Below are 25,326 nucleotides of genomic sequence, written 5' to 3' on the forward strand. Positions count from 1 at the left end.
CGTTCGGCCAGGTCTCCCAGGCCCTCGAAGAGGCCGCCGTGCCGTTCGCCGAGACCATCACGGTGGCCGGCCCGGCTGTCGTCGAACCGGTCCCGCATCGAATCCGGACCGCCAGGTAGCCGGCGTGCGGCCCACCGAAGCCCATCGGTACGCCGAACCGCTGGGTGGTGCCGGCGACCGATCCGGCGTGGATGGCCGGGGTGGCCCCATAGGCGTTCGCCTGGCGGGCGACGCCCTGGACGGCGCAGCCCCGTTCGCTGCGTCACGGTTGTCCGAGCCCCCCGGGCCGTCCTCGCCGACGCCGTGGCAGGGTGAGTCTATGGCTACTTCGCCCCGCGTCCGTGCGCCCGAACTGAAGGGCCGCCGGTGGCTGAACACAGGCGGACGAAACTTGACATTGCGGGACCTCCGAGGTCGCTGCGTCATCTTGGATTTCTGGACCTTCTGCTGCATCAACTGTCTGCACGTGCTCGACGAGCTGCGCCCGCTCGAGGAGAAGTACGGCGACGTGCTGGTGGTCGTCGGCGTGCACTCGCCCAAGTTCGAGCACGAGAAGGACCCGGAGGCGCTGGCCGCCGCCGTGGAGCGGTACGGGGTGCACCACCCGGTGCTCGACGACCCCGAGCTGGACATGTGGCAGCAGTACGCGGCGAAGGCCTGGCCGACCCTCTCGGTGGTCGACCCGGAGGGTTACGTGGTGGCCACGATGGCCGGCGAGGGGCACGCCGAGGGGCTGGCCCGGCTGGTCGACGAGCTGATCGCCACCCACGAGGCGAAGGGCACCCTGCACCGGGGCGAGGGCCCGTACGTCCCGCCGGCCGAGCCGGAGACCACGCTGCGCTTCCCGGGCAAGGCGGTGGCGCTCGCCGACGGCAACCTGCTGGTCTCGGACTCGGCCCGGCACTCGCTGGTGGAGCTGGCCCCGGACGGTGAGAAGCTGGTCCGCCGGATCGGCGCCGGCGCCCGCGGCCAGGCGGACGGGCCGGCGGAGACGGCCACCTTCTCGGAGCCGCAGGGGCTCTGCCTGCTCCCGACGCACGTCGCCGAGGTCGCCGGCTACGACGTGGTGGTCGCGGACACCGTCAACCACCTGCTGCGGGGGGTGCGGCTGGACACCGGCGAGGTGGTGACGGTCGCCGGCACCGGCCGGCAGTGGCGGTCGACGGTCGACGACCACGCGCACGACGCCCGCTCGGTCGACCTCTCCTCCCCCTGGGACGTGGCCTGGTACGACGACAAGGTCGTCATCGCCATGGCCGGCATCCACCAGCTCTGGTGGTTCGACCCGATCCGGCGGACCGCCGGCATGTACGCGGGCACCACGGTCGAGGCGCTGCGCGACGGCCCGCTGCCGGACGTCTGGATGGCGCAGCCCTCCGGCCTCTCCGCCTCGGCCGACGGCGCCCGGCTCTGGATCGCGGACAGCGAGACCAGCGCCGTCCGGTACGTCGAGAACGGCGTGCTGAGCACCGCCGTGGGTCAGGGGCTCTTCGACTTCGGCCACGTCGACGGTCCGGCCGACCAGGCGCTGCTCCAGCATCCGCTGGGGGTGTGCGCGCTGCCGGACGGCTCGGTGCTGATCGCCGACACGTACAACGGCGCGGTCCGCCGCTTCGACCCGGAGACGGACCAGGTCGCCACGGTGGCGGACGGGCTGGCCGAGCCGAGCGACCTGGTGCTCACCGCCGAGGGTGCGGTGCTGGTGGTGGAGTCCGCCGCGCACCGGCTGACCCGGCTGGCCCCGGGCGCGCTCTCGGCGGCGGGCGCCAGCACGGTGGACGGCCCCCGGCACCGGGCCGAGCGGAAGCCGACGGACGTGGCGGCCGGTGAGGTGACGCTCGACGTGATCTTCACGCCGGCGCCGGGCCAGAAGCTGGACGAGACGTACGGTCCGTCGACCCGGCTGGTGGTCTCCGCGTCGCCGCCGGAGCTGCTGATCGAGGGTGCGGGGACGACGACGGACCTGTCCCGCCGGCTGGTGGTCAACGGCGAGGTGGCCGGCGGGGTGCTCCAGGTGACCGCGCAGGCGGCCACCTGCGACGCGGACGTCGAGCACGCCGCCTGTCACCTGACCCGGCAGGACTGGGGCGTGCCGGTGCGGGTGGTCGACGGCGGCGCGGGCCGGGTGCCGCTGGTGCTGCGCGGCCTGGACGCCTGACCGCCGGACGCGTCCTGGGCGGCCGGCCGGGTGCGGGTGTCGGCCGGCCGCTGTGGAGCTGATGTCGTGAACGAATCAGCGCTGGGGCGGCGGTCAGGCGAACGGGGTGAGGGTTGTTCCGGCGTCGATCAGCGCGGCCCGGACCAGCTCGGCGGAGCGGACGGCGCTGGGGCTGTCCCCGTGCAGGCAGATCGACTCGACTGGGCACGGGATCACCCGGCCGTCGACCGCGACCACCGTGCGCTCGGTGGCCATCCGGACGGCCCGGTCGGCCACCTCCTCCGGGTCGGTGACCAGCGCGTTCGCGGCGGTCCGGGGCACCAGTGCGCCGTTGGGCAGATAGTTCCGGTCGGCGAAGCCCTCGGGGACCACCCGCAGCCCGGCGCCGACGGCGAGCTGGGCGAGCACCGTGCCGGGCGAGCAGAGCACGGGCAGCGCGGGGTCGTACCCGCTGACGGCGGCGACCAGGGCGGCCGCCTGGGCCTCGTCGCAGGCCGCGGCGTGGTAGAGCGCGCCGTGCGGCTTGAGGTAGCGGACCCGGGTGTGGAACAGCCGGCAGAACGCCTCCAGCGCGCCGAGCTGGTAGGTGACCTCGTCGCGGAGTTCGGCGAAGTCGTACGCGATGTGCCGGCGGCCGAAGCCGGCGAGGTCCCGGTACCCGACCTGGGCGCCGATGGCGACCCCGCGCTCGGCGGCGGCGGCGCAGACCCGGCGCATGGTGGACGCGTCGCCGCCGTGGAAGCCGCACGCGACGTTGGCGGAGGTGACGAGGTCCAGCAGCGCGTGGTCGTCGCCGAGCCGCCAGATGCCGAATCCCTCGCCGAGGTCAGCGTTGAGGTCCATGGAACCTCACCGTAGTCCCTGGGCGGGCCTGGGCGAGCGGGGTCACGTCGTCCACCACACCCACGACCGGGTATCCGCCGGTGGTGGGATGGTCGGCGAGGAAGATCAGCGGCTGCCCGTCGGCCGGCACCTGCACCGCCCCGAGGACCAGTCCCTCGCTGGGCAGTTCCCCGGTCACCGCGCGGGGCAGGGGTGCGCCGGTCAGTCGCGCGCCGACCCGGTTGCTCACCGGGCTGACCCGGTACGCGGTGCCGAAGAGCAGGTCCAGGGCGGCCGGGGTGAACCAGTCGTGCCGGGGGCCGGTGCGCAGGGTCAGCCGCAGCTCGTCCGGGGCGGGAGGGACGACGGTGACGTCGACCGGGGCGGGGTGCCCGACCGGCTCGCCGAGGGGCAGCCGGTCGCCGTCGCGTACCGGGGGCGGGCCGAGGCCGGAGAGGGTGTCGGTGGCGCGGCTGCCCAGCACCGGCGGCACCTCGATGCCGCCGGAGACGCCAGCCAGGTGCGCAGTCCGGCCCGGGCCGGGCCGATCCGCAGCACCGCGCCGGCCGGCAACGAGAGGGGCCGACCGGCGTCGCCCGGACGGCCCGCGTCGGGGGGTCGACGGCCGGCCGGCTCGGGTCGATCCGGACCCCGACCTCCGCCCCGGTCAGCGCGACGCAGGCGGCCCGCTCGAACCGCAGGTCGCAGCCGGTCAGCGTGATCTCCAGCCCGGCGGCGCGCTCCGGGTTGCCGACGAGCCGGTTGGCCAGCCGCAGCGCGGCCGGGTCGAGCGCGCCGGAGCGGGGCACGCCGAGGTGGGCGTAGCCGGGCCGGCCCTGGTCCTGGACGGTGGTGAGCGCGCCGGCCCGGAGCACCTCGATCACGCTGAGCACGCCGGTTCGCGACTGCGGGGCTCGCAAGAGCGGCTCACTCCTCGCGCTCACGGGACACCAGGCGTACCGGGGTGCCGGGGTGAGCCGGGCCGGCGGGTCCGCGTGCACGTCGAACAGGACGAGGTCGGTCCGGCCGACCAGCAGCCAGCCGCCGGGCGAGGCGTCGGGTAGATCCCGGCGTACGGCCCGGCGAGCGCCACCGAGCCGGCCGGCACCCGGGGGCGTGGCGTGGCCAGCCGGGGGACGGCCAGCTCGGCGGGGAGCCCGGTCAGGTAGGCGAACCCGGGCGCGAAGCCGCAGAAGGCCACCCGGAACTCGGTGCGCCGGAGCCGGTCGACCACCTCCGGCACGGTCATCCCCCAGTGGCCGGCGACGGCGGGCAGGTCTTCCCCGTCGTACGCGGTGGGGACCTCGACCGGGTCGACGGCGGTCGTGGTGGCGACCGGCCGCGGCGTCCAGCCGGCGATCAGCGTGGCGGCCGCCGCCGGGTCGGGTACGCCGTCGAGCAGCACGGTGGCGGCGGCTGGGACGATCTCGACGGCGTTCAGCTCGCCGGACTCGCGGCGGCGCCACAGCTCGGCCCGCCACGCCTGCACCTGGTCGGCGTCGTCGCAGTCGAGCAGCAGGGCGTGCGCGCCGACGGGTCGGATCCGCATCCCGCCATCCTCGCGGATCGCCCGGACGGCAAGGGTCCACCTGCCGGGCAGGTTGCGTGACGGTCCACACTACTTGCAAGTAACCTACGGTGCCGTAACCTATTGGCGTGACCACCTCCGCACCGCTCCGGCTCAAGCCGGTCGACATCGGGAAGCCCCGGATGCGCGGCTGGCTGCACACCTACGCGTTCTTCGTCGCGCTCGTCTGCGGCATCGTGCTCTGCTCGATCGCGGCCGCCCGGCCCGGTTGGGCGCCCCTGGTCAGCTGCCTGATCTACAGCCTGACCGTCTGCGGGCTCTTCGGCACCAGCGCCCTCTACCACCGGCGGGTCTGGTCCGAGCGCGGCTACCAGATCATGCGCCGGATGGACCACTCGATGATCTTCCTGTTCATCGCCGGCACCTACACGCCGTTCTGCGCCCTGCTGCTGGACACCCGGCACGCCGCCATCATGCTGGGCCTGGTCTGGGGCGGGGCACTGGCCGGGGTGGCGGTGAAGCTGATCTGGCCGCACGCCCCGCGGTGGGTCTCCGCCCCGCTCTACCTGGCGCTCGGCTGGGTCGCTGTGACGATGCTGCCGGAGATCCTGCACTCCGGCGGGGTGACCGCCCTGGTGCTGCTGATCGTCGGCGGCGCGATCTACAGCGTCGGCGCGGTCTTCTACGCGCTGCGCCGGCCCAACCCGTGGCCCACGGTCTTCGGGCACCACGAGTTCTTCCACGCCTGCACCCTGGTCGCGGCGATCTGCCACCACATCGCGATCTACTTCGCGCTCTTCTCCTGACCCTGGACGCGATCCGGAGGCCCCGCGCCGTTGCGGGGCCCCCGACGTCTGTGCGGTACGGCTCAGGTGGGGTAGCCCGGGCGACGCACCTCGCGGTACTCCTCCCGCACGACCCGGTCGTCCTGCGCCGGCACCACCGGCTCGGCCACGACCCGCTGGCGCACCGGCGCGGCGACCACCGTGCGGCGGCGGGTGTTCCAGAAGTAGAGGGTGGTGATCAGGCCGACGAGGCCGACCAGCATCAGCACCCAGCCGACGACGTTCAGGTCGAGCCATCCCAGGTTGGCGTTGATGGCGAACGCGAAGATCGCGCCCAGCGCGATCAGGAAGATGCTGGCACCGATGCCCATGACGTCGCCTCCTTGGCGTTCAGCTGGCGTTTCCTACCCGCCGCGGCCATGGATGAGGTAGCGGCATCCATCGACTTACCCAGGCGCTCCGATCGCCAATCAGGCAAGCTGTGCACATGACGGACGGCAGGAACCAGGAGCGGACTCTGGTGCTGCTGCGGCACGCCAAGGCCGAGCAGTCCCGGGACGCGCCGGACGGGGAGCGGCCACTGACCGCCCGGGGACACGCCGACGCGGCCGCGGCCGGTGCCTGGCTGGCCCGGCACACGCTGCTCCCCGACGTGGTGGTCTGCTCCGCCACCCGGCGGACCCGCCAGACCTGGCACGGGGTGGCCATGGGCATGACGGGATCCCCGCCGGAGGGTGGACCGGCGGCCTCGACACCGGTGGTGCGTTACGAGGCGGGGGCCTACGAGGCGCAGCCGGACGATCTGCTGGAGCTGGTCCGGGCGGTGGAGCCCGCGCGGGCACCGTGCTGCTGATCGCCCACAACCCGGGCGTCTCGCTGCTCTCGGCGCTGCTCGACCCGGAGCGGGCGGATCCGGACGGGCTCCGCACCACCGACCTGGTGGTGCACCGCCCGACCACCCGCTGGGCGGAACTCGCCCCGGGCGGCGCGCCCATCACCGCCCGGCACACCGCACGGGAGTGAGGTGCGGGAAGGGGCCCGGCCACCGGTCCCTGCCCGGTCGGATCAGGACGGCGGGGCCGTCGGCGGCGGCGGGTCGGGCGGCGGCGGCATCATCGCGGTCGGGTGGGACAGCCGGTTCTCCTCCACGATGAGCGTGCGGGCCCGCTTGCGCCGGTCCTGCCAGAACCAGAGCGTGGTGAGCAGGACGGCCAGTCCGGCCAGGATGAACACCCAGCCGACCGCGCGCAGGTCGATCCACCAGACGTTGGCCCGGATGGCGAAGGTCATGATCGCGCCGAGCGCGATGAGAAAGATCCCGCTACCAATGCCCATGTGCGCTGCACTCCCCCGTGCGGTGGCCCTTGGGCGTGCCCTGACGTCGTCCGCGACGGTTACCCGCCGCATGGCCGCCCTACCCGGCCCGGCCGGGCCAATCCCGGTCGGCTCGCCGTGCGGCAGGGCGGCGGGTCGGAACGGGACGGACACCGCGACAGGCCGCAAGCCGCCCCCGGACGGGCTCGGGCGGGAAGACGGCGGCGGCCGGCGAGACAACACGCTCGCGCCGCCGGTCGTCAGTGCCGGGTCCCCTCAGGGGATCAGAACGCCTCCTCCGGGAGGTCCATGATCTCCAGGTCGGCGCCCTCGATGATCCGCCGGTCGGCGCCGATGCGGGGCAGCACCTCGCGGGCGAAGAACCGGGCGGCGGCCACCTTGCCGGTGTAGAACGCCTTGTCGGCGGTGGAGACCTCGCCGGCCAGGGCCGTCAGCGCCACGTCCGCCTGCTTCTGCAGCAGCCAGCCGACCACCAGGTCGCCGATCGCCAGCAGGAAACGCCGGCTGCTCAGGCCGACCTTGTAGAGGCTGCGGGTGTCGCCGCCCTGCGCCTCGGCCAGCCAGCCGGTCATCACGCCGAGGATGTTCTGGATCTCGGCGAGCGCCTTGCCGAGCGCCTGCCGCTCCTCCTTGAGCTGGCCGTTGCCGGCCTCGGAGGCGATGAACTCCTGGATCTCGCCGGCCACCGCCATCAGGGCCTTGCCGTTGTCCCGGACGATCTTGCGGAAGATCAGGTCGAGGCTCTGGATCGCCGTGGTGCCCTCGTACAGGGTGTCGATCTTGGCATCCCGGACGTACTGCTCCAGCGGGTAGTCCTGGAGGAAGCCGGAGCCGCCGAAGGTCTGCAGCGACTCGCACCCGAGCAGCTCGTACGCCCGCTCCGAGCCGACGCCCTTGACCAGCGGGAGGAGCAGGTCGTTGACCCGCTTCGCCAGCTTGGTGGCCTTCTCGTCACCGGCCGCCTCGGCGATGGCGACCTTGTCCTGCCAGGAGGCGGTGTAGCAGACCAGCGCGCGCAGGCCCTCGGCGTACGACTTCTGCAGCAGCAGCGAGCGGCGCACGTCCGGGTGGTGGGTGATGGTCACCCGGGGGGCGGCCTTGTCGGCCTGCTGGATCAGGTCGGCGCCCTGCACCCGGTTCTTGGCGTACTCCAGGGCGTTCAGGTAGCCGGTGGAGAGGGTGGCGATCGCCTTGGTGCCGACCATCATCCGGGCGTACTCGATGATCATGAACATCTGCCGGATGCCGTCGTGCTTCTCGCCGAGCAGCCAGCCCTTGGCCGGTACGCCGTGCTCGCCGAAGGTCACCTCGCAGGTGTTGGAGACCTTCAGGCCCATCTTGTGCTCGACGTTGGTGGCGAAGACGCCGTTGCGCTCGCCCAGCTCGCCGGTCTCCTCGTCGAAGTGGAACTTCGGCACGACGAAGAGCGAGAGGCCCTTGGTGCCCGGGCCGCCGACGCCCTCGACGCCGACCGGACGGGCCAGCACGTAGTGGACGATGTTGTCGCTCAGGTCGTGCTCGCCGGAGGTGATGAAGCGCTTGACGCCCTCGATGTGCCACGAGCCGTCCGGCTGCGGGATCGCCCGGGTCCGACCGGCGCCGACGTCGGAGCCGGCGTCCGGCTCGGTGAGCACCATGGTGGAGCCCCACTGCTTGTCGATGAAGAGCCGGGCCCACTTCTGCTGCTGCTCGGTGCCCTCGACGTGCAGCACGTGCGCGAAGGACGGGCCGGACGCGTACATCCAGATCGGGGCGTTGGCGCCGAGCACCATCTCGGCGAGCGACCACCAGAGGGCGCGCGGGGCGTTGGTGCCGCCGAGCGCCTCGGGGAGGTCCAGCCGCCAGAACTCGGAGTCCATGAACGACTGGAACGACTTCTTGAACGACTCGGGCAGCGGCGCGGTGTGCGTCGCCGGGTCGAAGACCGGCGGGTTGCGGTCGCTGTCCGTGTAGCTGGCGGCCAGGTCCTCGCGGGCCAGGCGGTCGACCTCGGAGAGGAAGCTGCGGGCGGTGTCGACGTCCAGGTCCGTGTACGGCGCCTGGCCGAACGTCCGGTCCGCCCCGAAGACCTCGAACAGGTTGAACTCGAGGTCCCGAAGGTTGCTCTTGTAGTGGGTCATGCTCGCTGGCCCCGCTTCCGGACAGTGTTACCGATCAGTAACCCCGACTGTATTACTGACCGGTAGGCAACGACAAGCCGATCGAGGAAGTGACAGCGATTACACACTTCCTGTTCAGTTTCCGGCCAACCCCAGCGCGAGCGCGGCTCCCGAGAGCAGCAGGAAGCCGTTCGCCAGCAGGAACTGCGCCGAGTGGTCGCGGGCCAACAGGTGGGTGTGCACGGCGCAGGCGAAGAAGAGCAGCAGCCCGGCCGCCGCGGCCACTCCGACCAGCGGGACGCCGAGCAGGCCGAGCAGCAGCCCGACCGCCCCCGCGGTCTTCAGCGTGCCGATCGGGAAGGTCAGCCAGGACTGCGGGACCCCGGCCGCGGCCATGCCGGGCAGGATCGGCCGGAAGCGGGCCAGCGCGGCCACCCCGGAGAAGCCGGTGGCGGCGACGGCCAGGACGGTGACGACGACGTACGCGATGTGCATGATCACCTCCGGTTCGGGTCAGTTGGCGATACCGACGGTCCGCCCGACCGACTCGGGCCGGTCGAGCAGGTGGCGCATGGCATGGGCGACGTCGGCCCGGGAGACGGTGAGCCCGCCGCGCACGTTGCGCCCGTACGCGGTCCGGTAGGCGCCGGTCAGCGGCTTGTCGGTCAGCCGGGGCGGGCGCACGACCGTCCAGTCGAGCCCGCTGTCCCGCAGCACCTCCTCCATCAGCGCCAGGTCGGCGTAGTGCCGACGCAGCACCCGTCGGATCGCCGGGCCGAGCAGGTACCGCATCAGGGGGCCGTCGCCCGGGTCGCGCCGCGGCGGTCGGGGCCGGCCGGGCGACGGCACCACTCCGACCGGCGCCGCGCTGACCACGACGATCCGGCGTACGCCACGGCGGTCCTCGCCTCGACGACGGCGCGGGTGCCCCGGGTGGCGATGCCGGCGTCGGCGGACGAGCGGGGGCCGAGGCCGGACAGGACCGCGTCGGTGCCCGTGAAGGCGGCGCGCAGCGTGGCCGGGTCGGCCGTCGCCAGGTCGGCGGCGACCACCCGGACCGGGACGTCGCCCAGCTTCGCCGGGTCGCGAACCACGGCGGTGACGTCGTCACCGGCGGCCGCGGCCTGGTCGACCAGGTGCCGGCCGATGCCGCCGGTCGCACCGACGATCGTGAGCTTCATGGAATTGCCTCCCCACCGTCGACCGCGATCGGCGGCCGAACCTCGTAAGATACGGAAACCGTAACAGCTGATACGAGGCTCAAACAATATGGATTCCGTAGAATCTGAGGGCGCCCGCCGGCGCCGCCGCACGACGACCCGGATCAAGGAGGCAATGCGCGAGCTGAACAACCAGCTCGCGCTCCTCAACCACCACGTCGGCGTACGCCTGTCGCTGCGCGACGTGGACCTGGACTGCCTCGACCTGATCGCCCGGCACGGGCCGCTCAGCCCCGGCGCGCTGTCCCGGCGGGCCGGGCTGCACCCGGCGACCACGACCGGCATCCTCGACCGGCTCGAGCGCGGCGGCTGGATCGTCCGGGAGCGGGACCCGGATGCCCAGGACCGCCGCTCGGTCACCGTCCGGGCGCTGCGCGAGCGCAACGCCGAGCTGTACGGCCTGTACGCCGGCATGAACGCCTCGATGGACGAGCTCTGCGCCGGGTACGACGAGACCCAGCTCGACGTGATCGCCGACTTCCTGCGCCGGGCCGGCGAGGCGGGCCGGCGGGCCACCGACGAGCTGTCGGAGGGCTGAGCCCGGCGGCCGGTGAGCGGGCCGATCGACACCGGTCGTCAGCTCTCGGCCGCGCCGACCTCCCAGCTCGGCACGGCGGCGGTCGGGCCGCTGCGCGGCCCGGTGTACTCCATCAGCACCAGGGCGATGTCGTCGTCCAACCGGCCGTGCACCCACTCGACCAGCGCGGTCTCCAGCGAGGCCAGCCCGTCGGCGACCGTGCCGTGGCCGAGCAGCCGCCAGGCCCGGTCGGCCGTCGGGAAGAACTCGCCGTCCCGGCGGGCCTCGCCGAGGCCGTCGGTGAAGAGCAGCAGTCGGTCACCCGGCTCCAGCCGTTCCACCCGGGGGCGAACGACCGGCATGAACCCGAGCGGGGGCGCGGGCGCGGGCGGTTCGAGCGGGATCACCGCTCCCCGGCGCAGCAGCAGCGGCGACGGGTGTCCACAGTTGACGATGGTGAGGGTGCCGCCCCGCTCCTCGACCAGCGCGGCGGTGACGAAGTCCTCGTCGCCCACGTTGCGGGCCACCGCCCGGTCCAGGTCGGTCACCACGGCCCGCAGGTCGGCCCGCTCGTACGCGACGTGCCGGTACGAGCCGAGCACGATGCTGGCCAGGCGGACCGCGTCGAGGCCCTTCCCCCGGACGTCGCCGATGATCAAGCGGACGCCGTACGGGGTGTCCATCGCCTCGTAGAGGTCACCGCCGATCTCGGCGGTGGCGGTCGAGGAGATGTAGCGTGCGGCCACCGCGAGGGTGCCGACCTGGGGGCCTAGCGGCCGGAGCACCGCCTGCTGGGCCACCGTCGCCAGCTTCGACAGCTCGGCGATCTGCTCGGCCTGCCGCTGGCGTACCGAGGCGACGGCGGCGGCGATCGCGGTGGCCAGCGCGATCCCGGCGACGTTGACCGCGGTGACCAGCGACATGGTCCGCTCGGCGAGGGCGAAGCCGGCGCCGATGAGGGTGGCGAGGACGCCCACTCCGAGCACCACCCGCCAGGAGGCCAGCGCGGCGGCGAGGAAGGGTGCGGCGACCATCAGCGCCACGTAGTGCGCCGGCCGGCCGTCGGCCAGTTCCACGGCGGAGACGAGCGCGAGCAGCGCGAGGGCCGCGCCGAGGCCGGCGCGGGATCCGGGACTCAGCGGGCCGCGGCCCGACTGGAAGGGTTTCGTGCGTACACGGGACAGCATGCCTGATCGACGTGAACGGGTGAATGAACCTGGCCCGTCGTCCGAGGAGGTTCTGGCCGGCCGGATCGCCCCGCCGACCCGATCGCCGTCGCTCGCGGTCAGCCCAGCACCTCGTACTTGACGGTCACCTCGCCGAGGTCCACGGAGGCGATCGCCTGGAACGCGGCCCGGGACAGGTCCAGGCAGCGGCCGTCGACGTACGGTCCGCGGTCGTTGATCCGGACGACGACGGACTTGCCGTTGGCCGAATTGGTCACCCGGACCTTCGTGTCGAAGGGCAGGGTCTTGTGTGCGGCGGTCAGCGCGTCGGGGTTGAAGGTCTCCCCGTTGGCGGTCATCTGGCCCTCGTCGTAGAAGGAGGCGCCGCAGGAGCCACTGTCGACGATCTTGGCGGCCGCGGCGGTCTTCCTCGCCGTGGCGGTCGGCTTCGGGCTGGCGGTGCGGGCCTTGCTCCGGGAGGCGGCCTGGGTCCGGGTGGCCTTCGGGCTGGGGGTGGCCGTGGGCGAGGGGCTGAGGCTCGGTGAGGCGCTGGGCGAAGGGGACGCGGAGCTGGGCGCGAGGCTGCTGGGCAGGGCCTCGGCGACGGCCGGTTCGGGAGCGGCCGAGCCGGCGGTGAGCTGGACCGCGCCGACGGTGCCGCCGACGGCGAGGACCACGCCGACCGCCGCGGTGGCCGCGATGCCGGCGGGCGAGAACTTGCGGGTACGGAAGTGCCTACCAGCCACCGGCCCGGTCCTTTCGTGAGCTGAACAAACCGGCTGGGACCGTAACGAGAGAAGCACTTCCGAAGTCAACGTGATCATGATGGTATGCCCGTATTTACCCTGGTACGTGTAGCCGATCGGCCTGCCCCCGATGACCGATCGGTGGAAAGGTCGCTGGCCACGACTCGCGCGGCATCGCCTGGCGTCGGTGTCCGAGGATGGGACGGTGCTGAGCGAACGCCTGACCGAGCTGTTCCGCTGGATCGATCCGGGTCCGGGAAGCGACCACCTGGTCAGCGACGTCTCCGGCTGGTGGCGCGACCCGGAGGTGCTGGCCGCCCTCGGTCCGGCCCTGGTGGCGCCCTTCCGACCGGCCCGCCCGACCGTGGTGCTCGCCCCGGCGATGACCGGGCTGCTGCTCGGACCGCTGGCCGCCACCGCGCTCGGGGTGGGCTTCGTGCCGGCGTACAAGGTGGGCGACGGGCGACTCCCGGCCGGCGCGGTGAGCTGGGCGCAGAGCCCGCCCGACTTCCGGGGCCGACGGGTCACCCTCGGCGTCCGGGACCGCCACCTCGGCCCGGCCGACCGGGTGCTGCTGGTGGACGACTGGGTGGCCACCGGCGCTCAACTCCGCGCCCTGCACGACCTCTGCGCGGCCCGCGGCGCCGAGGTGGTCGGCACCGCCGCGGTGGTCGCCGACTGCCCGCCGGAAGTGGCCGCCGAGCTGAACGTCCGCACCCTGGTCGACGCCGCCCGCCTCCTCGCCTGAGCGGGTCACGGCCACCCGATCCGACGGTGACCGCGCCGACCGCGGTGCTGCGTACCCTGCCGGCTCTCGACCCGGCGGCGTGGGCGCCGAGCGTCGCCGCGGCCTGGTCGGCCACGGCCGCCGTCACCTCGGTGTACGCCGCACCGGCGGCGGCAGCGCCGCCGGCGGTCGCGCCCGGCGGCGGCGGAGGTCTTCGCCCGGGCGGCCCGGCACGGCGACGCGCACGTGGTGAAGCTGGCCGACGCGGTGCTCGACGCGCACGCGGCCACCGGCGACGACCGGGTGCTCGCGGCGGCGGCTACGCCGGACAGCTCATCTGACGAACTCCTCGACGGCGGTGCAGACCCGGCCCAGCACTCGGCGGAGCGGGCCAGCGGGCCGGACACCATCAGCGAACGGTCGGCGCCGGGGATCACCCGGGACTAGCCTCGGCAGGATGTGGCCCCGCATCGGTGGACTGCGCTCGCTCGCCCTCGGCACGCCCGGTGAGCTGCGCGCCAGGCTGAACACCCTGGTGCTGGCCGGCGTGAAGACCGCGACCGCCGGCCTGATCAGCGAGTACGCGCAGGAGAACGAGGAGCTGGAGCAGGTCGGCGAGCGGCTGACCCTGGTCGACGACCACGACGAGCTGGTCGGGGTCGTCGAGGTCACCGGCGTCGAGGCGGTCCGCTTCGCCGACGTGCCCTGGGACTTCGCCCGCTCCGAAGGCGAGGGGGACCGGTCCATCGAGGAGTGGCGGGAGGGCCACGGCGCCTACTGGGCGCGGCAGGGCACCCCGGTCACCGACGACACACAGATCGTCTGCATCCGCTTCCGGCTGGTCTCGGCCGGCGACGGCGGCATCAGCGCCGGCGACCTGGGCACCTGAGCCCGCCCGTCCTCAGGCGCGGCGCAGCTCCGGCAGGAGCCGGGTGGCGACGTCGACCAGGACCTGCTCGTCGCCCGCGTACCAGCTGCTGGCCCGGGGCCAGTGCGTGGCCACGTCGGTGAAGCCGAGCCGGGCGGCCCGGCCCACCTGCTCGGCGAAGAAGTCCGCGCTGGTCAGCGAGAAGACCGGCGCGGCGTCGAGGGACAGGTAGCGGTCGAGGGTGGCCGGGTCGCGACCCACCCGCTCCAGCGTCGCGTCCATCCGGGCGGAGACCTCCGCAACCGTGGACCACCAGCTCTCCAGGTCGTCGCCGCCCGTACCGGTGGTCACCCACCCCTGGCCGAAGCGGGCCACCAGTCGCATCGAGCGCGGCCCGTTCGCGGCGACCACGAACGGCACCCGGGGCTGCTGCACGCAGCCCGGATTGTTCCGGGCGTCCACGGCGGCGAACCACTCGCCACGCCAGGTCGTCCCGTCCTGGCGCAGGATCAGGTCCAGCAGCTCGGTGAACTCGGCGAACCGGTCCACCCGCTGCCGCGGCGGCAGCGTCTCGCCGCCCAGCACCGCCGAGTCGAAACCGATGCCGCCGGCGCCGAGGCCGAGCAGCACCCGCCCGCCCGAGACGTCGTCGAGCGCGGTGATCTGCCGGGCGAAGGCCGCCGGATGCCGGAAGTTGGGCGAGGCCACCAGCGTGCCGAGCCGGATCCGGGAGGTCACCGTCGCGGCGGCGGTCAGTGTGGTCATCGAGTCGAACCACGGCCCGTCGACCAGGTCCCGCCAGCCCAGGTGGTCGTACGTCCAGGCGTGGTCGAAGCCCCACTCGTCGGCCTGCCGCCAGCGGCGCTGCGACTCCGACCAGCGCTGGTCCGGGAGGATCACGATGCCAATCCGCATGATCGTCAGCCTACGGCCTCGGCGGAGCGGCCGGCCGGATCAGGCGAGCAGCTTGGCCAGCATCCGGCCCAGGTGCGGTTCGACCGTCGCCGGGGCCGCGTCCGTCACCTCCCGCGGCGTCCACCAGCGGACGCCGCGGAACTCGCCCGGGTCGGGGATCAGCTTCTGGTCCCGGCCGCCGCTGAGCACGAACCAGAGGCTGACGTCGGTGTGCCGGTCCTCCGGCGCGCCGACCGTGTCGGTCACGGTGAGGAAGGCCGGGCGCTCGGCGAAGCGCGGCGCGAAGACGGCCGGCACGCCCAACTCCTCCACCACCTCCCGGCGCACGGTCTCGGCCGGATGCTCGCCCGGCTCGACGTGACCGCCGCTGGGCAGCCACATCCCGGCCTTGCGGTGGTCGACCAGCAGCACGCTGCCGTCCGCCTCGTCGTGCAGCAGGAAGTACGCCACCAGGTGTGGGGAGGGGGTGCGGGGCTTCGCCCGGCGGAAGATGTCGTCGGTTCCGGCCAGCCAGGCCAGGCACTCCGCCCGGTGCCGCGCCTCCACCTCGTCGACGGGCGTCAGCGCCTCGACCAGCCCCCGGATCTCCGCCTCCACCCGCATGCCCCGGATGCTGTCAGCCGGGTACGACAGCCGTCAGCCCGCCGGTCGCGGATTCGCGTCGACCGCGGCCCGGACGAACTCGCGTACCCGGGCGGTGGTGTTGGTCTCCCGCCACACCGGACCGCGCCGGATCGGCGGCGCGTCGTGGATCGGCACGTACGCCACGTCCGGACGCGGGTAGTACCGCCGGGTGTGCTCGCCGACCGGCAGCACGCCCCGGCCCATCGCCACCAGGGAGAGCATCTCCGAGAAGGTGTTGCCCACCGGCCCCGTCGGCACCGGCCGCCCCGACGGCGTCCGCTCCGGCGTACGGTCGCGTTTGAACTCGGCCGAGGTCACGGCCGGATACTGCACCACCGGATGGTCGGCGAGCACCTCCAGGGAGACCGACGCCTCGCCGGCGAGCGGGTGGCCGGCGGCCACCGCGAGCGCCCGCCCCTCGGAGAGCAGCGCCGGGCCGTTGGCCATGCCGTCGAAGGGGTACGCGGCGATGAGCACGTCGATCGAGCCGTCGAGCAGGCTCGACCGGGTGGAGGCGAGCTGCGCCTCGTGCACGTGCACCGCGCAGTCCGGGTGCCGTTCGGTGAAGAGGCTGACCGCCCGGAGCAGGACCGGGGCGGTCCACTCGCCGAGGAACGCCACCCGCAACTCACCGGTGACACCCCGCCCGGCCTCGATCGCCCGCTGTACGGCCTCGTCCATCCCGGCCACCAGGGGGCGCAGGTCGTCGGCGAGCCGCGTGCCGATCGGGGTGAGGCGGACGACCCGGCTGGTGCGCTCGAAGAGCGGCGCGCCGATCCGGCGTTCCAGCTTCCTCACCACGTGGCTGACCCGGCCGGTGGTCACCCGCAGGCGTTCGGCGGTACGCCCGAAGTGCAGCTCCCCGGCCAGGGTCAGGAACGTCTCGACCTCGTACCGCTCCAGCAAGCCGCCCCCCACCGTTGACTCCGGGTAAACGATCGTAGCCCCATCGGGGCTTGGTCCGGATCGGCGTCGGGGCGAGTCTGGAGTCGTCCCGAACCGCACCGACAGGAGCCCCATGAACACCGTGACCGACTATTTGACCGCCCTCGACGCCCCGCAGCGGGAGATCGGCGAGAAGCTCCGGCCCGTCATCGACGCCGCCCTCCCGGACGCCACCGGCGCGATGTGGCACGGTCACCCGACGTGGAGTCTCGACGAGCGGCCGGGGCAGCGACCGGTCTGCCTGCTGAAGGCGTACCCGTCGTACGTCACCTTCGGACTGTGGCGCGGGCAGGAGGTCGCCGACCCCTCCGGTCGGCTCACCCCGGCCGCCCGGCAGATGGCCGCGGTGAAGCTCCGTACCGTCGACGAGGTCGACCCGGCGCTGTTCGCCGACTGGCTGCGCCAGGCGTACGAGCTGGAGACCAGGTGAGCGCCGTGCGGGTGACGGCCTTCGACCACCTGGTGCTCACCGTCGCCGACGTCGAACGCGCCCTCGCCTTCTACTGCGGCACGCTCGGGCTGGAACCGGTCCGGGTCGACCGGTGGCGGGCCGGCGAGGTCCCCTTCCCCTCGGTACGGATCACCCCGGAGACCATCATCGACCTGGTCGGCGGGGAGCGCGGCGAGTCGAACGTCGACCACATCTGCCTGGTGGTCGAGCCGCTGGACTGGCAGCAGGTGATCGACTCCGGCGTGTTCGACGTGCTGATCGGGCCGGTGCCCCGGTTCGGGGCGCGGGGCAGCGCCACCTCGATCTACGTACGCGACCCGGACGGCAACACCGTCGAGCTCCGCTGGTACCCGCAGGACCCGAGCGCATCGGAACGGTCAGGGAAGCCGGCGGGAGTGGGCGGCGAGCAACGAACGCAGCGTTGCTGAACCCGCTGCGTCGAGACCCCGCTTCGGCAGTACGAGCACTGCCCCTCCGCGCCGCTGCGATGCAAGCAGGGCGAACGACCGATCCGTCTCGACGTGCAGCGGATACTGAGCCCAACTTGTCGTCGACTGTCCGGTGGCGCTGCTGAAATGCACGCCGCTCTCGGTAACCATGACGTGCATGGGCTGGGACAGCGCGGGATTGCCGCGCATGATCTGCCGGACCTGCAACCGGTAGATCCAAGAACCGTGGGTGAGCGGGCGCAGCAGCAGGCTGAACCCAACAGCGACGGGCACCACCACGACCAGCACGACGACGGCACCTATCGCAGCGGTGCCTGCCGCCACATTCCCGGACACCGCAGAGGAAACGAAGACGACAGCGATCACGCCAACCGTCAGGAGAGTGCTCAGCCACCGCAAATACCATGGACGCGAGATGCTGCGGTTCTGGGCGGCAAAGCCGTCAAGCAGGTCGTCCGAAGTGAGGGTGTAGTGCAGCTCCACCGGGTCGGCCGTCACGTTCTCCGAGGGCATGACGCGGAAGTTTACTCACCGCCGCCCACACCTCCAGATCGAGCAAGATGCTTTCGGCAGCTTGGGGCGGATCTTTGAGGAGGGTCGGGTTTCGGGGCGGAGCCCCGAGGTCTTCAAGGTCTTGTCGTCCGCAGCGTGGCCGGCCGGCCCGGCCGATGCCGGCCGGAGGTCGCCAGCAGGCCGGGGCCGGGCCGGCGCGCCCGCTTGCGGGCCCTGGAACGTCGAAGGCCCTGGCTGGGACTCGCGTCCTGGCCAGGGCCTTTCGCGTGGAGCGGGTGACGGGAATCGAACCCGCACTGTCAGCTTGGGAAGCTGATGTTCTGCCATTGAACTACACCCGCAGGCGGCACCACTGTACCTGAGGTCACCGCGGCCGTGCATCCAGGTACCCCGGCGCGCCCGCCCCGGGCGAAACCACCCTGTCACGACCGTGAAATCACGGACCCGCCCCTGTGCAGGAGAAAGTTTCACTACGGCAACATATGCCCGTTCTCAAATCCGTCGATCGGTTGTAACGTCACCCACACGTTCTCAGCCACGGCCCGACATACCCCCTGTCGTGCCGCCAGAAAGAGGTGGGCCCATGGGACTTCGTCCCAACCTGCTGGCCCGGCGTGCCGCCGGTGTCGCGTCGACGACCCTCGCGCTGCTGCTCAGCACCGCTGCCGTGGGCGTCGTTCCCGCTGCTTCGGCCTTCTCGGCCGCCCCCGGCGCGTCCTGCGCCGAGCCGACCGACGTCCACTCGGACGCGCGGGTCAAGAAGGGCGGCACGGCCAAGCACGACCCGAACGAGCTGACCGTCAAGCAGGTCCGTGACCGCGAGGCCGACCTCGCCGCCGCGCTGCGCGAGCGGGCCAACTTCCGCGCCGGCGCCGCGCCACCACCCTGGCCACGGTCACCATCCCCGTCGTCGTGCACGTCATCCAGCGGGACACCACCCGGGCCGGCGGCAACATCCCGGACTCGCTGGTCACCGCCCAGATCGACGTGCTCAACCAGGCCTACAACGGTGCCACCGGGGGTGCGCCCACCGCGTTCGGCTTCCAGTTGCAGAAGGTCCACCACGTGACCAACGCCGCCTGGTACCCGATCGTGCAGGGCTCCTCCGCCGAGCGGCAGATGAAGACCTCGCTGCGCGAGGGCGGCAAGAACACGCTGAACCTCTACCTGGGCGAGCTCAGCGACGACCTGCTGGGCTGGGCGACCTTCCCGAAACGCAAGCTGGACAGCATGGACGGCGTGGTCGCGCTGAGCGAGTCGCTGCCGGGTGGCACCGCTACCAACTACAACCAGGGCGACACCGGCACCCACGAGGTCGGCCACTGGCTGAACCTCTACCACACCTTCCAGGGCGGGTGCTCCGGCTCGGGTGACAGCGTCAGCGACACCCCGGCGGAGTCGTCGCCGGCGTTCCAGTGCCCGACCGGGCGGGACACCTGCGCCACGGCCGGCCTGGACCCGATCACCAACTTCATGGACTACACCTACGACTCGTGCATGTACCAGTTCACCCCTGGCCAGGCGAGCCGCATGCTGACCGCGTGGAACGCCTACCGCGCGGCGTAACACCCCAGCAGACGCCGGTGCCGGCTCCGTCTCACGACGGGGCCGGCACCACCGCATTCACGGGGCCTCGGCCAGGGTCAGGCCGCCGTCCGGCGGGTGTCGAAGCCGTGCCGTCCGCGCCGGGCCGGCCGCTGATCGGGTACGCCCGCCGCGTCGCCAGCCAGATGCGCCGCCCGCGGGTCGAGCCAGACCTCAACGGCCGGTTGCCCGCCGCCGCGGCTCGTCGCCTCGCTCTGCCCGCGACGGGTGAGCATGGCGACGTCGATCGTGAACTCGAACAGCCGCCAGTCGACCTGTGGCGCGGCCCGGCCGATCTCGGCGACCCGGGCCACCCGGGCCTGGTCGGTGACAGGTCGGGCGCGGCCCGCCACGTACGCCTCGTCGTCGCTCTCCTCGGGCGGGAACGAATGCAGCGCGTAACGGCCGTCGCGTTCGAGGTCACGGCGTTTCGGCGAGTCGATGACGAAGCAGAAGAGCCCCTCGTCGGTGATGACCGGCGAGACCGGGTGGACCCGGGGGCCGCCGTCGGCGCGGACCGTGGCGAGATAGCCGAAGCCCGGCCCGTACTGCTGCATGAGAAGGCGGATCTCGTCGGCGAGGCGCGGCTCGTCGGCGGCGAATTCGGACCAGGAAGCCATGCGGACATTCTATCGAACACACGTACGAACGCGCAGCCCGACACGCAGGTCACCCGCTCCGGTGACGGCGCTCGGCGCCGTGCTCGCTATGGTGTTCCGATGCTGCTCTCCGACCGCGACCTCGTCAGCGAGATCAAGGCGGGCACGCTCGCGCTGGAGCCGTTCGAGCCCACGCTGGTGCAACCGTCCAGCATCGACGTACGCCTGGACAAGCTCTTCCGGGTGTTCAACAACCACCTCTACACGCACATCGACCCGTCGGTCCAGCAGGACGACCTGACCTCGATGGTCGAGGTGCCGGAGGGCGAGCCGTTCGTGCTGCACCCGGGTGAGTTCGTGCTCGCCTCGACGCTGGAGGTGATCTCGCTGGGCGACCAGCTCGCCGGCCGCCTCGAAGGGAAGAGCTCACTGGGCCGGCTCGGGCTGCTCACCCACTCCACCGCCGGCTTCATCGACCCGGGCTTCTCCGGCCACGTCACGCTGGAGCTCTCCAACGTGGCGAACCTGCCGATCACCCTCTGGCCCGGGATGAAGATCGGGCAGCTCTGCATCTTCCGGCTCTCCTCGCCGGCCGAGCACCCGTACGGCTCGGCCGTCTACGGCTCGCGCTACCAGGGGCAGCGCGGTCCGACGCCGAGCCGGTCCTGGCAGAACTGGCGCACCTGGCCGACCCGCTGATCGCGGAAGAGGCCCCCGCCACGCGAGAGCCCCTGCCGGTGGATCAGCCCGGTCGGCCGTAGCTGTTGATCTGGCCGTCGTCGACGCGTTTCATCGTGATCGGCTTGCCGGACTGGGAGGCGTGCACCACCCAGCCGCCGCCGACGTACATGCCGACGTGGTGCAGGTCGCTGTAGTAGAAGACCAGGTCACCGGCGCGTAGCTCGCTCCGGCTGATCCGGCGGGTGACGTCGTGCTGCTGCCGGGCGTTGTGCGGCAGCGAGACGCCGGCCTTGGCCCAGGCGGCCATGGTCAGGCCGGAGCAGTCGTAGTGGTCCGGGCCGGCGGCGCCCCAGACGTAGATCTTGCCGATCTGGGCGCAGGCGAACTTGACCGCGACCCCGGCGGGGCCGCCCGGGTAGCCGGACGGGCAGGGCGCGGGCCGCAGCGGGCCGCCGCCACCGCTGCCGTAGATCTTGAGGCGGAGCTTGTCCAGCTTGGCGATCTCGGCGTTGATCTGCTTCTTCTTCGCCGCGAGCTGGGCCTCGGTCCGGGTCAGCTGGGCGACCATCTCGTCGAGCGGCTTCTTCTTGGCGGCCAGCTCGTCGCGGAGTTCGACGACGTTGCGTACCTGCTGCTGCTGGCGGTGGGCGAAGCGGTCGAGCAGTTCGAGGCTCGTGACCACGTCGCTCGGCGACCGGCTGCCCAGTAGCGCGTTCACCGTCGACAGGTTGTCGCCCTTGTAGGCGTCGGCGGCGAGGCCGCCGACCTGACCCATGGCGAGGTCGACCTGGAGCTGCAACGGGGCGATCTGCTTGGCCAGGGCCTCGGCCTGCTTCCGCTTGGCGGCGAGGTCCTGACGGGTGGCGTTGTGCTGCTCGATGATCGGTTCGAGCTTGTTCCAGTCCTGGTCGATCTGGCGCTCGATCTCGGCGACCGACGGGTCGGCGTGAGCCGCCGTGGCGCCGCCGGTCAGGATGACGGCGGTACCGGCCAGGGCGGCGAGGGCGGTGGTGAAGCGGGACCAGCGTGGACGCGGCGCAGCCGTCATCCGGTCGTTCGACCGGACCGACGGTCGCCGCGGGGCATGGTGTGCCACCGGGCTTCCTGACTCCTTCTTCGCTGGCCGCCTACCGGGTTAGCTGACGGGTTCGGACGGGAAGGGAGCCGCCCTACCGCAGTGCTGCGGATTCACCCCAGGTAACTGGGTCCCCGGCTCGCCCGGAGGCGACTCGGCGGTGTCGGACCGTCACCACCCGGGTTGGGCGATGCACATTCCGGTCGACGATTGACCAGAGTAGAGAGCGCCGTTATCAATCCGCAACCCGGGGCGCCGTGACACTCCGTACCCGAATTCGCATGGGCCGCGCTGGTGAAGGTTTCCTTCACTCAACATCACTGTGGGGAAAGGTATTGACCCAACGCCATGGGTGGGGTGAGGGTGAGCACGCAGTGACTTCCGCCCGACCTGGAGGTTCGATGCTCCGTCCACCCTTGCCGCCGAGCAGACGAGTTCTGCTCGCCACCGCCGTGGCTGCGGCGACCGCCCTTCTCAGCACCGGACCCGTCGCCGCCGAGCCCCTGGCCGCCGGGTCGCCGACCGCCAGCAGCAGTACGCCGCCGCGGCGGCCGAGTACGGCGTGCCGGAGAGCGTCCTGCTCGGCGTGTCGTACCTGGAGTCCCGCTGGGACACCCACCCCGGCCAGCCGAGCACCAGCGGCGGCTACGGGCCGATGCACCTGACCGACGCCGAACAGGTCGCCTCGACCCCCGGCAGCTCACACGTCGACGAGAACGAGGACCCCCGGGGCGACGACGCCCGGCCGCTGGTGGTCGACACGTCGGCCGCCGCCGAGGCGACCGGCGACGACCTGCCGCAGGCGTCCCTGCAGACCCTCGACGCCGCCGCCGCGCTCACCGGCGTGGCCGAGGAGACGCTGCGCACCGACGCCACCGCCAACATCCGCGGCGGGGCGGCGCTGCTCGCGTCGTACCAGAAGGAACTGGCCGCGCCGGTCGGCGCCGACAGCGACCCGGCGGCCTGGTACGGCGCGGTGGCCCGGTACTCCGGCGCGGACACCGAGGACGCGGCGGCGGCCTTCGCCGACGAGGTGTACGACCAGATCAGCATCGGGGCCAGCCGGACCACCGACGACGGCCAGCGGGTGACCCTCACCGCGCGCCAGGTGACCCCCGACGAGTCCGGGCTGCACCGGCTCGGGCTGCGCCGCGCGGAGCGCCCGGACGGCCTGGAGTGCCCGGTCCGCCTCGCCTGCGAGTGGATCCCCGCGCCGTACGCGGAGTACGTCGTCCCGAAGACCGGCGAGGTGACCTACGGCAACCACGACCTCGGCAACCGGCCGGCGCAGCAGAAGATCGAGTACATCGTCATCCACGACACCGAGGGCTACTTCGGCCCGAGCGTGAACCTGGTCAAGGACAAGACCTACCTGGGCTGGCACTACACGCTGCGCTCGGTGGACGGCTACGTCGCCCAGCACATCAAGGCGAAGGACGTCGGCTGGCACGCCGGCAACTGGTACGTCAACGCCAAGTCCATCGGCATCGAGCACGAGGGCTTCGCCGGCCACGGCACCTGGTACACCGAGGCGATGTACCGGACCTCGGCCAAGCTGGTCCGGCACCTGGCGCTGCGGTTCCAGATCCCGCTGGACCGGCAGCACATCCTCGGCCACGACAACGTCCCCGGCACCACCGCCGGGACCGTGGCCGGCATGCACTGGGACCCGGGACCGTACTGGGACTGGTCGCACTACTTCGACCTGATGAAGGCGCCGTTCCAGGGCACCGGCACCCCGCACACCGGCCTGGTCACCATCGACCCGGACTACGCCAGCAACCAGCCGGCGTTCATCGGCTGCAACCAGCAGCCGCCGGGCGTGCCGAAGCCGACGCCGCCCGCCGCGCCGTGCCCGCTGCGCGGCTCCTCCTCGGTCGTGCTGCGCACCGGGCCGAGCGAGCTCGCCCCGCTGGTCAACGACCGTGGCCTGCGGCCGAACGGCACCCCGGACACCATGTACATCTCCGACCACGGCGCCCGAGCCTCGGCCGGCCAGACGTACGCCCTCGCGGACGTCCAGGGTGACTGGACCGCGATCTGGTACCTCGGCCAGAAGGCCTGGTTCTTCAACCCGTCCGCCGCGCCCACCGCGAAGTGGGCGCAGGGCTTCGTGGTGACGCCCAAGCCGGGCAAGACCACGATCCCGGTGTACGGGCGGGCCTACCCCGAGCGGGCCGCCTACCCGGCCACCATCCCGTACCAGGGCATCTCGCCGCTGCAGTACACCTTCGCGGCGGGCCAGCGGTACGCGCTCGGCGGCGTCCTCCCGGGCGAGTACTACCGGGCGGTCTCGTTCGACGGCTCCGCCCCCGGCGACCGGACGGTGGTCCGGGGCGAGAACCAGTACGTGCAGATCCAGTTCGGCCACCGGGTGATGTTCGCGAACCTGGACGACGTGCTGATCCTGCCGGCCGCGGTGGGCGCGCCGCAGTAGCCACCGCATCCGACGACGAAGGCCCCCGGTCAGCTCGACCGGGGGCCTTGTCGTCGGATCGGATCAGGTGACTCGGCGGTAGCCGGCCACCGGCATGTAGTTGACCTGGCTCACCTGGACCGGCTTGCCGGTCCGTGGCGCGTGCACCATCAGGCCGTTGCCGAGGTACAGGCCGACGTGGTGCAGGTCGCTGTAGAAGAACACCAGGTCACCGGGGCGGGCGTCGGAGCGGGAGACCGCCCGGCCCTCGCTCCACTGGGCGCCGGTGAAGTGGGTCAGGGAGATGCCCGCCGCCTTGTAGGCGTACTGGGTCAGGCCGGAGCAGTCGAACGAGTTCGGGCCGGTGGCGCCCCAGACGTACGGGTCACCGACCTGCTGGCAGGCGACCCGGATGGCGGTCTGCGCGGCGCTGCTGACCACACCGTTGATGGTCGGGCAGCCGGTGACCTTCACCGTGGTCTTCGGCAGCGCGGCGGTGAGGCGCTTGATCTCGGCGTCGATCTGCTTCTTCTTCGCCGCCAGCTCGTCGCGCTGCTTGATCTGGGTGGCGATCAGCGCGTCCAGCTTCGCCTTCTGCGCCTTGTACTTGTCGCGGATGGCGAGCACGCCGGCGATCTGCTTGCGCTCCTGCGTGGCGAGCCGGTCGAGGATGGTGAGCTGCTCGGCGAGCGTCCCCGGCTTGGCGTCGACCAGCAGGGCGCCGACCTCCTGGGAGGGGCCCTGCATGTAGTAGCGGGAGGCCAGTTCGCCGACCCGGTTCATGGCGAGCGTGGACTCCAGCTCCAGCGGCGCCATCTTCTTCTGCAGGTTCGCCGACTTCTTCTGGTTGACCTTCAGCTGGGCGCGGATCTTGTTGTAGCCCTCGATGGTGGGCTCCAGCTGCTCCCACTGCTTGTCGATCTGCGCCTCGATCTCGTCCACCGACGGCGCGGCGTGCGCCGGCGCGGCGACGAGTCCGGCACCGACGGCGACGGCCGCGACCAGGGTGAGCAGACGGTGTACGACCCGGCGGGCGCCGACCGGTCGGACGGGCGGCTGACTCCGGGCGTGACGATGAGGGGGCATGGTTGCCACCGGCACCG

The 25,326-nt window shown here is 72.5% G+C and carries 26 protein-coding genes, 1 tRNA gene, 5 pseudogenes and 1 riboswitch; of the genes and pseudogenes, 12 read left to right on the forward strand and 20 right to left on the reverse strand.

Going from position 1 to position 25,326, the window contains the following annotated elements; genetic code table 11:
- Positions 1-103 precede the first annotated feature (103 nt).
- A pseudogene (locus JNW87_RS41415) lies at positions 104-175 on the reverse strand (hypothetical protein); the annotation flags it as partial.
- A 144-nt stretch (positions 176-319) separates the two neighbouring features.
- Here JNW87_RS41415 and JNW87_RS09920 point away from each other — a divergent pair.
- Entirely contained in the window at positions 320-2,158 is a 1,839-nt protein-coding gene (locus JNW87_RS09920; protein ID WP_109804960.1) for an NHL domain-containing thioredoxin family protein, read from the forward strand.
- Between the two features lie 93 nt (positions 2,159-2,251).
- Here JNW87_RS09920 and JNW87_RS09925 read toward each other — a convergent pair whose 3' ends face one another.
- From JNW87_RS09925 to JNW87_RS09935, 3 genes and pseudogenes are all read right to left on the reverse strand, one after another.
- On the reverse strand, positions 2,252-3,001 hold the full coding sequence (locus JNW87_RS09925; protein ID WP_109804961.1) for a LamB/YcsF family protein: 750 nt from the start codon (positions 2,999-3,001) through the stop codon (positions 2,252-2,254).
- Positions 2,985-3,864 (reverse strand): annotated as a pseudogene (locus tag JNW87_RS41420) (biotin-dependent carboxyltransferase family protein). Before JNW87_RS41420 ends, JNW87_RS09925 begins: the two are co-directional and overlap by 17 nt.
- Before the next feature lie 60 nt (positions 3,865-3,924).
- Positions 3,925-4,529, reverse strand: a pseudogene (locus tag JNW87_RS09935) (allophanate hydrolase subunit 1); the annotation flags it as partial.
- Positions 4,530-4,636: 107 nt separating this feature from the next.
- Here JNW87_RS09935 and JNW87_RS09940 point away from each other — a divergent pair.
- A complete protein-coding gene (locus JNW87_RS09940) occupies positions 4,637-5,314 on the forward strand; it encodes a hemolysin III family protein (RefSeq protein WP_109801175.1) in 678 nt (225 codons plus the stop codon).
- 62 nt (positions 5,315-5,376) lie between these two features.
- On the opposite strand, the gene JNW87_RS09945 is transcribed toward JNW87_RS09940, so the two are convergent.
- Positions 5,377-5,664 (reverse strand): DUF6458 family protein, encoded by a 288-nt coding sequence (locus tag JNW87_RS09945; protein WP_109801174.1) that lies wholly within the window; start codon positions 5,662-5,664, stop codon positions 5,377-5,379.
- A gap of 116 nt (positions 5,665-5,780) precedes the next feature.
- Between JNW87_RS09945 and JNW87_RS09950 the strand changes: the two are divergent.
- Positions 5,781-6,316: pseudogene (locus tag JNW87_RS09950) on the forward strand (histidine phosphatase family protein).
- Positions 6,317-6,358: 42 nt separating this feature from the next.
- Here JNW87_RS09950 and JNW87_RS09955 read toward each other — a convergent pair.
- From JNW87_RS09955 to JNW87_RS41430, 5 genes are all read right to left on the reverse strand, one after another.
- Positions 6,359-6,628: a DUF6458 family protein gene (locus JNW87_RS09955; RefSeq protein ID WP_067300694.1), complete on the reverse strand. Its 270-nt coding sequence runs from the start codon at positions 6,626-6,628 to the stop codon at positions 6,359-6,361.
- 263 nt (positions 6,629-6,891) lie between these two features.
- The gene (locus JNW87_RS09960; RefSeq protein ID WP_238453539.1) at positions 6,892-8,748 is read right to left on the reverse strand and encodes an acyl-CoA dehydrogenase; all 1,857 of its coding nucleotides are present in this window, start codon (positions 8,746-8,748) and stop codon (positions 6,892-6,894) included.
- A gap of 114 nt (positions 8,749-8,862) precedes the next feature.
- Positions 8,863-9,222 carry a DoxX family protein gene (locus JNW87_RS09965; protein ID WP_109801179.1) on the reverse strand — a complete coding sequence of 120 codons (360 nt, stop codon included), beginning with the start codon at positions 9,220-9,222 and terminating at the stop codon, positions 8,863-8,865.
- An 18-nt stretch (positions 9,223-9,240) separates the two neighbouring features.
- Entirely contained in the window at positions 9,241-9,603 is a 363-nt protein-coding gene (locus JNW87_RS41425; RefSeq protein ID WP_375373487.1) for an NAD(P)-dependent oxidoreductase, read from the reverse strand.
- Entirely contained in the window at positions 9,519-9,908 is a 390-nt protein-coding gene (locus JNW87_RS41430) for an NAD(P)-dependent oxidoreductase (RefSeq protein WP_375373488.1), read from the reverse strand. Before JNW87_RS41430 ends, JNW87_RS41425 begins: the two co-directional genes overlap by 85 nt.
- 154 nt (positions 9,909-10,062) lie before the next feature.
- On the opposite strand from JNW87_RS41430, the gene JNW87_RS09975 reads away from it, so the two are divergent.
- Entirely contained in the window at positions 10,063-10,485 is a 423-nt protein-coding gene (locus tag JNW87_RS09975; protein ID WP_236647416.1) for a MarR family transcriptional regulator, read from the forward strand.
- Positions 10,486-10,523: 38 nt separating this feature from the next.
- Here the strand turns inward: JNW87_RS09975 and JNW87_RS09980 are convergent, their stop codons facing one another.
- Positions 10,524-11,651 carry a PP2C family protein-serine/threonine phosphatase gene (locus JNW87_RS09980; protein WP_109801169.1) on the reverse strand — a complete coding sequence of 376 codons (1,128 nt, stop codon included), beginning with the start codon at positions 11,649-11,651 and terminating at the stop codon, positions 10,524-10,526.
- A gap of 98 nt (positions 11,652-11,749) precedes the next feature.
- Positions 11,750-12,376 carry a septal ring lytic transglycosylase RlpA family protein gene (locus JNW87_RS09985; RefSeq protein WP_238453540.1) on the reverse strand — a complete coding sequence of 209 codons (627 nt, stop codon included), beginning with the start codon at positions 12,374-12,376 and terminating at the stop codon, positions 11,750-11,752.
- A gap of 130 nt (positions 12,377-12,506) precedes the next feature.
- Here JNW87_RS09985 and JNW87_RS09990 point away from each other — a divergent pair, with 130 nt between their 5' ends.
- From JNW87_RS09990 to JNW87_RS10000, 3 genes are all read left to right on the forward strand, one after another.
- Entirely contained in the window at positions 12,507-13,124 is a 618-nt protein-coding gene (locus tag JNW87_RS09990; protein WP_238453541.1) for a phosphoribosyltransferase family protein, read from the forward strand.
- A gap of 228 nt (positions 13,125-13,352) precedes the next feature.
- Positions 13,353-13,550, forward strand: a complete 198-nt coding sequence (locus JNW87_RS09995; RefSeq protein WP_238453542.1) for a hypothetical protein — start codon at positions 13,353-13,355, stop codon at positions 13,548-13,550.
- 10 nt (positions 13,551-13,560) lie between these two features.
- Positions 13,561-13,992 carry an ASCH domain-containing protein gene (locus JNW87_RS10000; RefSeq protein ID WP_238453543.1) on the forward strand — a complete coding sequence of 144 codons (432 nt, stop codon included), beginning with the start codon at positions 13,561-13,563 and terminating at the stop codon, positions 13,990-13,992.
- A 12-nt stretch (positions 13,993-14,004) separates the two neighbouring features.
- On the opposite strand, the gene JNW87_RS10005 is transcribed toward JNW87_RS10000, so the two are convergent.
- From JNW87_RS10005 to JNW87_RS10015, 3 genes are read right to left on the reverse strand one after another with little or no spacing between them, the layout of a single operon-like run.
- Positions 14,005-14,886, reverse strand: coding sequence for an LLM class flavin-dependent oxidoreductase (locus JNW87_RS10005; protein WP_238453544.1), 882 nt, complete (start codon positions 14,884-14,886; stop codon positions 14,005-14,007).
- A gap of 39 nt (positions 14,887-14,925) precedes the next feature.
- Entirely contained in the window at positions 14,926-15,489 is a 564-nt protein-coding gene (locus JNW87_RS10010) for an NUDIX hydrolase (RefSeq protein ID WP_236647415.1), read from the reverse strand.
- Between the two features lie 33 nt (positions 15,490-15,522).
- A complete protein-coding gene (locus JNW87_RS10015; protein WP_109801177.1) occupies positions 15,523-16,416 on the reverse strand; it encodes a LysR family transcriptional regulator in 894 nt (297 codons plus the stop codon).
- 112 nt (positions 16,417-16,528) lie between these two features.
- Here JNW87_RS10015 and JNW87_RS10020 point away from each other — a divergent pair, with 112 nt between their 5' ends.
- Together JNW87_RS10020 and JNW87_RS10025 are read left to right on the forward strand one after the other, a co-directional pair.
- Positions 16,529-16,885 carry a DUF1801 domain-containing protein gene (locus tag JNW87_RS10020; RefSeq protein WP_238453545.1) on the forward strand — a complete coding sequence of 119 codons (357 nt, stop codon included), beginning with the start codon at positions 16,529-16,531 and terminating at the stop codon, positions 16,883-16,885.
- Positions 16,882-17,334, forward strand: coding sequence for a VOC family protein (locus tag JNW87_RS10025; protein ID WP_238453546.1), 453 nt, complete (start codon positions 16,882-16,884; stop codon positions 17,332-17,334). The genes JNW87_RS10020 and JNW87_RS10025 overlap by 4 nt, the downstream gene beginning before the upstream one ends.
- Here JNW87_RS10025 and JNW87_RS10030 read toward each other — a convergent pair.
- Together JNW87_RS10030 and JNW87_RS10035 are read right to left on the reverse strand one after the other, a co-directional pair.
- A complete protein-coding gene (locus JNW87_RS10030; RefSeq protein WP_238453547.1) occupies positions 17,284-17,868 on the reverse strand; it encodes a YcxB family protein in 585 nt (194 codons plus the stop codon). The two genes, JNW87_RS10025 and JNW87_RS10030, sit on opposite strands and share 51 nt — an antisense overlap.
- A 267-nt stretch (positions 17,869-18,135) precedes the next feature.
- Positions 18,136-18,209 (reverse strand) — tRNA-Gly (locus tag JNW87_RS10035).
- Between the two features lie 242 nt (positions 18,210-18,451).
- Between JNW87_RS10035 and JNW87_RS10040 the strand changes: the two are divergent.
- Positions 18,452-19,434 (forward strand): annotated as a pseudogene (locus JNW87_RS10040) (zinc metalloprotease).
- Positions 19,435-19,511: 77 nt separating this feature from the next.
- Here JNW87_RS10040 and JNW87_RS10045 read toward each other — a convergent pair.
- Complete coding sequence (locus JNW87_RS10045; RefSeq protein ID WP_238453548.1) at positions 19,512-20,072, reverse strand: pyridoxamine 5'-phosphate oxidase family protein; 561 nt, start codon at positions 20,070-20,072, stop codon at positions 19,512-19,514.
- A 99-nt stretch (positions 20,073-20,171) separates the two neighbouring features.
- Between JNW87_RS10045 and dcd the strand changes: the two genes are divergently transcribed.
- On the forward strand, positions 20,172-20,750 hold the full coding sequence (gene dcd, locus JNW87_RS10050; RefSeq protein WP_238453549.1) for a dCTP deaminase: 579 nt from the start codon (positions 20,172-20,174) through the stop codon (positions 20,748-20,750).
- A 43-nt stretch (positions 20,751-20,793) separates the two neighbouring features.
- Here the strand turns inward: dcd and JNW87_RS10055 are convergent, their stop codons facing one another.
- Positions 20,794-21,780, reverse strand: a complete 987-nt coding sequence (locus JNW87_RS10055) for an NlpC/P60 family protein (RefSeq protein WP_238453550.1) — start codon at positions 21,778-21,780, stop codon at positions 20,794-20,796.
- A gap of 61 nt (positions 21,781-21,841) precedes the next feature.
- A riboswitch (cyclic di-AMP (ydaO/yuaA leader) is annotated at positions 21,842-21,977 on the reverse strand.
- A gap of 392 nt (positions 21,978-22,369) precedes the next feature.
- On the opposite strand from JNW87_RS10055, the gene JNW87_RS10060 reads away from it, so the two are divergent.
- A complete protein-coding gene (locus JNW87_RS10060) occupies positions 22,370-24,244 on the forward strand; it encodes an N-acetylmuramoyl-L-alanine amidase (RefSeq protein WP_238453551.1) in 1,875 nt (624 codons plus the stop codon).
- A gap of 63 nt (positions 24,245-24,307) precedes the next feature.
- Here JNW87_RS10060 and JNW87_RS10065 read toward each other — a convergent pair whose 3' ends face one another.
- Entirely contained in the window at positions 24,308-25,324 is a 1,017-nt protein-coding gene (locus JNW87_RS10065; protein ID WP_238453552.1) for a C40 family peptidase, read from the reverse strand.
- Positions 25,325-25,326 lie beyond the last annotated feature (2 nt).

It is taken from the genome of Micromonospora sp. ATA51 (assembly GCF_016802855.1).
GTDB lineage: Bacteria > Actinomycetota > Actinomycetes > Mycobacteriales > Micromonosporaceae > Micromonospora > Micromonospora sicca.

Bases quoted from the DNA above. Each gene is read 5' to 3' on its own strand.
- JNW87_RS10045 (WP_238453548.1), bottom strand. From the start codon at position 20,072: ATGGCTTCCTGGTCCGAATTCGCCGCCGACGAGCCGCGCCTCGCCGAC.
- JNW87_RS10020 (WP_238453545.1), top strand. From the start codon at position 16,529: ATGAACACCGTGACCGACTATTTGACCGCCCTCGACGCCCCGCAGCGG.
- JNW87_RS09920 (WP_109804960.1), top strand. From the start codon at position 320: ATGGCTACTTCGCCCCGCGTCCGTGCGCCCGAACTGAAGGGCCGCCGG.
- JNW87_RS10005 (WP_238453544.1), bottom strand. From the start codon at position 14,886: ATGCGGATTGGCATCGTGATCCTCCCGGACCAGCGCTGGTCGGAGTCG.
- JNW87_RS09990 (WP_238453541.1), top strand. From the start codon at position 12,507: ATGACCGATCGGTGGAAAGGTCGCTGGCCACGACTCGCGCGGCATCGC.
- JNW87_RS10055 (WP_238453550.1), bottom strand. From the start codon at position 21,780: ATGACGGCTGCGCCGCGTCCACGCTGGTCCCGCTTCACCACCGCCCTC.
- JNW87_RS10000 (WP_238453543.1), top strand. From the start codon at position 13,561: ATGTGGCCCCGCATCGGTGGACTGCGCTCGCTCGCCCTCGGCACGCCC.
- JNW87_RS09955 (WP_067300694.1), bottom strand. From the start codon at position 6,628: ATGGGCATTGGTAGCGGGATCTTTCTCATCGCGCTCGGCGCGATCATG.
- JNW87_RS10010 (WP_236647415.1), bottom strand. From the start codon at position 15,489: ATGCGGGTGGAGGCGGAGATCCGGGGGCTGGTCGAGGCGCTGACGCCC.
- JNW87_RS41430 (WP_375373488.1), bottom strand. From the start codon at position 9,908: ATGAAGCTCACGATCGTCGGTGCGACCGGCGGCATCGGCCGGCACCTG.
- dcd (WP_238453549.1), top strand. From the start codon at position 20,172: ATGCTGCTCTCCGACCGCGACCTCGTCAGCGAGATCAAGGCGGGCACG.
- JNW87_RS09975 (WP_236647416.1), top strand. From the start codon at position 10,063: ATGCGCGAGCTGAACAACCAGCTCGCGCTCCTCAACCACCACGTCGGC.
- JNW87_RS09925 (WP_109804961.1), bottom strand. From the start codon at position 3,001: ATGGACCTCAACGCTGACCTCGGCGAGGGATTCGGCATCTGGCGGCTC.
- JNW87_RS09960 (WP_238453539.1), bottom strand. From the start codon at position 8,748: ATGACCCACTACAAGAGCAACCTTCGGGACCTCGAGTTCAACCTGTTC.
- JNW87_RS09980 (WP_109801169.1), bottom strand. From the start codon at position 11,651: ATGCTGTCCCGTGTACGCACGAAACCCTTCCAGTCGGGCCGCGGCCCG.
- JNW87_RS09945 (WP_109801174.1), bottom strand. From the start codon at position 5,664: ATGGGCATCGGTGCCAGCATCTTCCTGATCGCGCTGGGCGCGATCTTC.
- JNW87_RS09965 (WP_109801179.1), bottom strand. From the start codon at position 9,222: ATGCACATCGCGTACGTCGTCGTCACCGTCCTGGCCGTCGCCGCCACC.
- JNW87_RS10030 (WP_238453547.1), bottom strand. From the start codon at position 17,868: ATGCCCTCGGAGAACGTGACGGCCGACCCGGTGGAGCTGCACTACACC.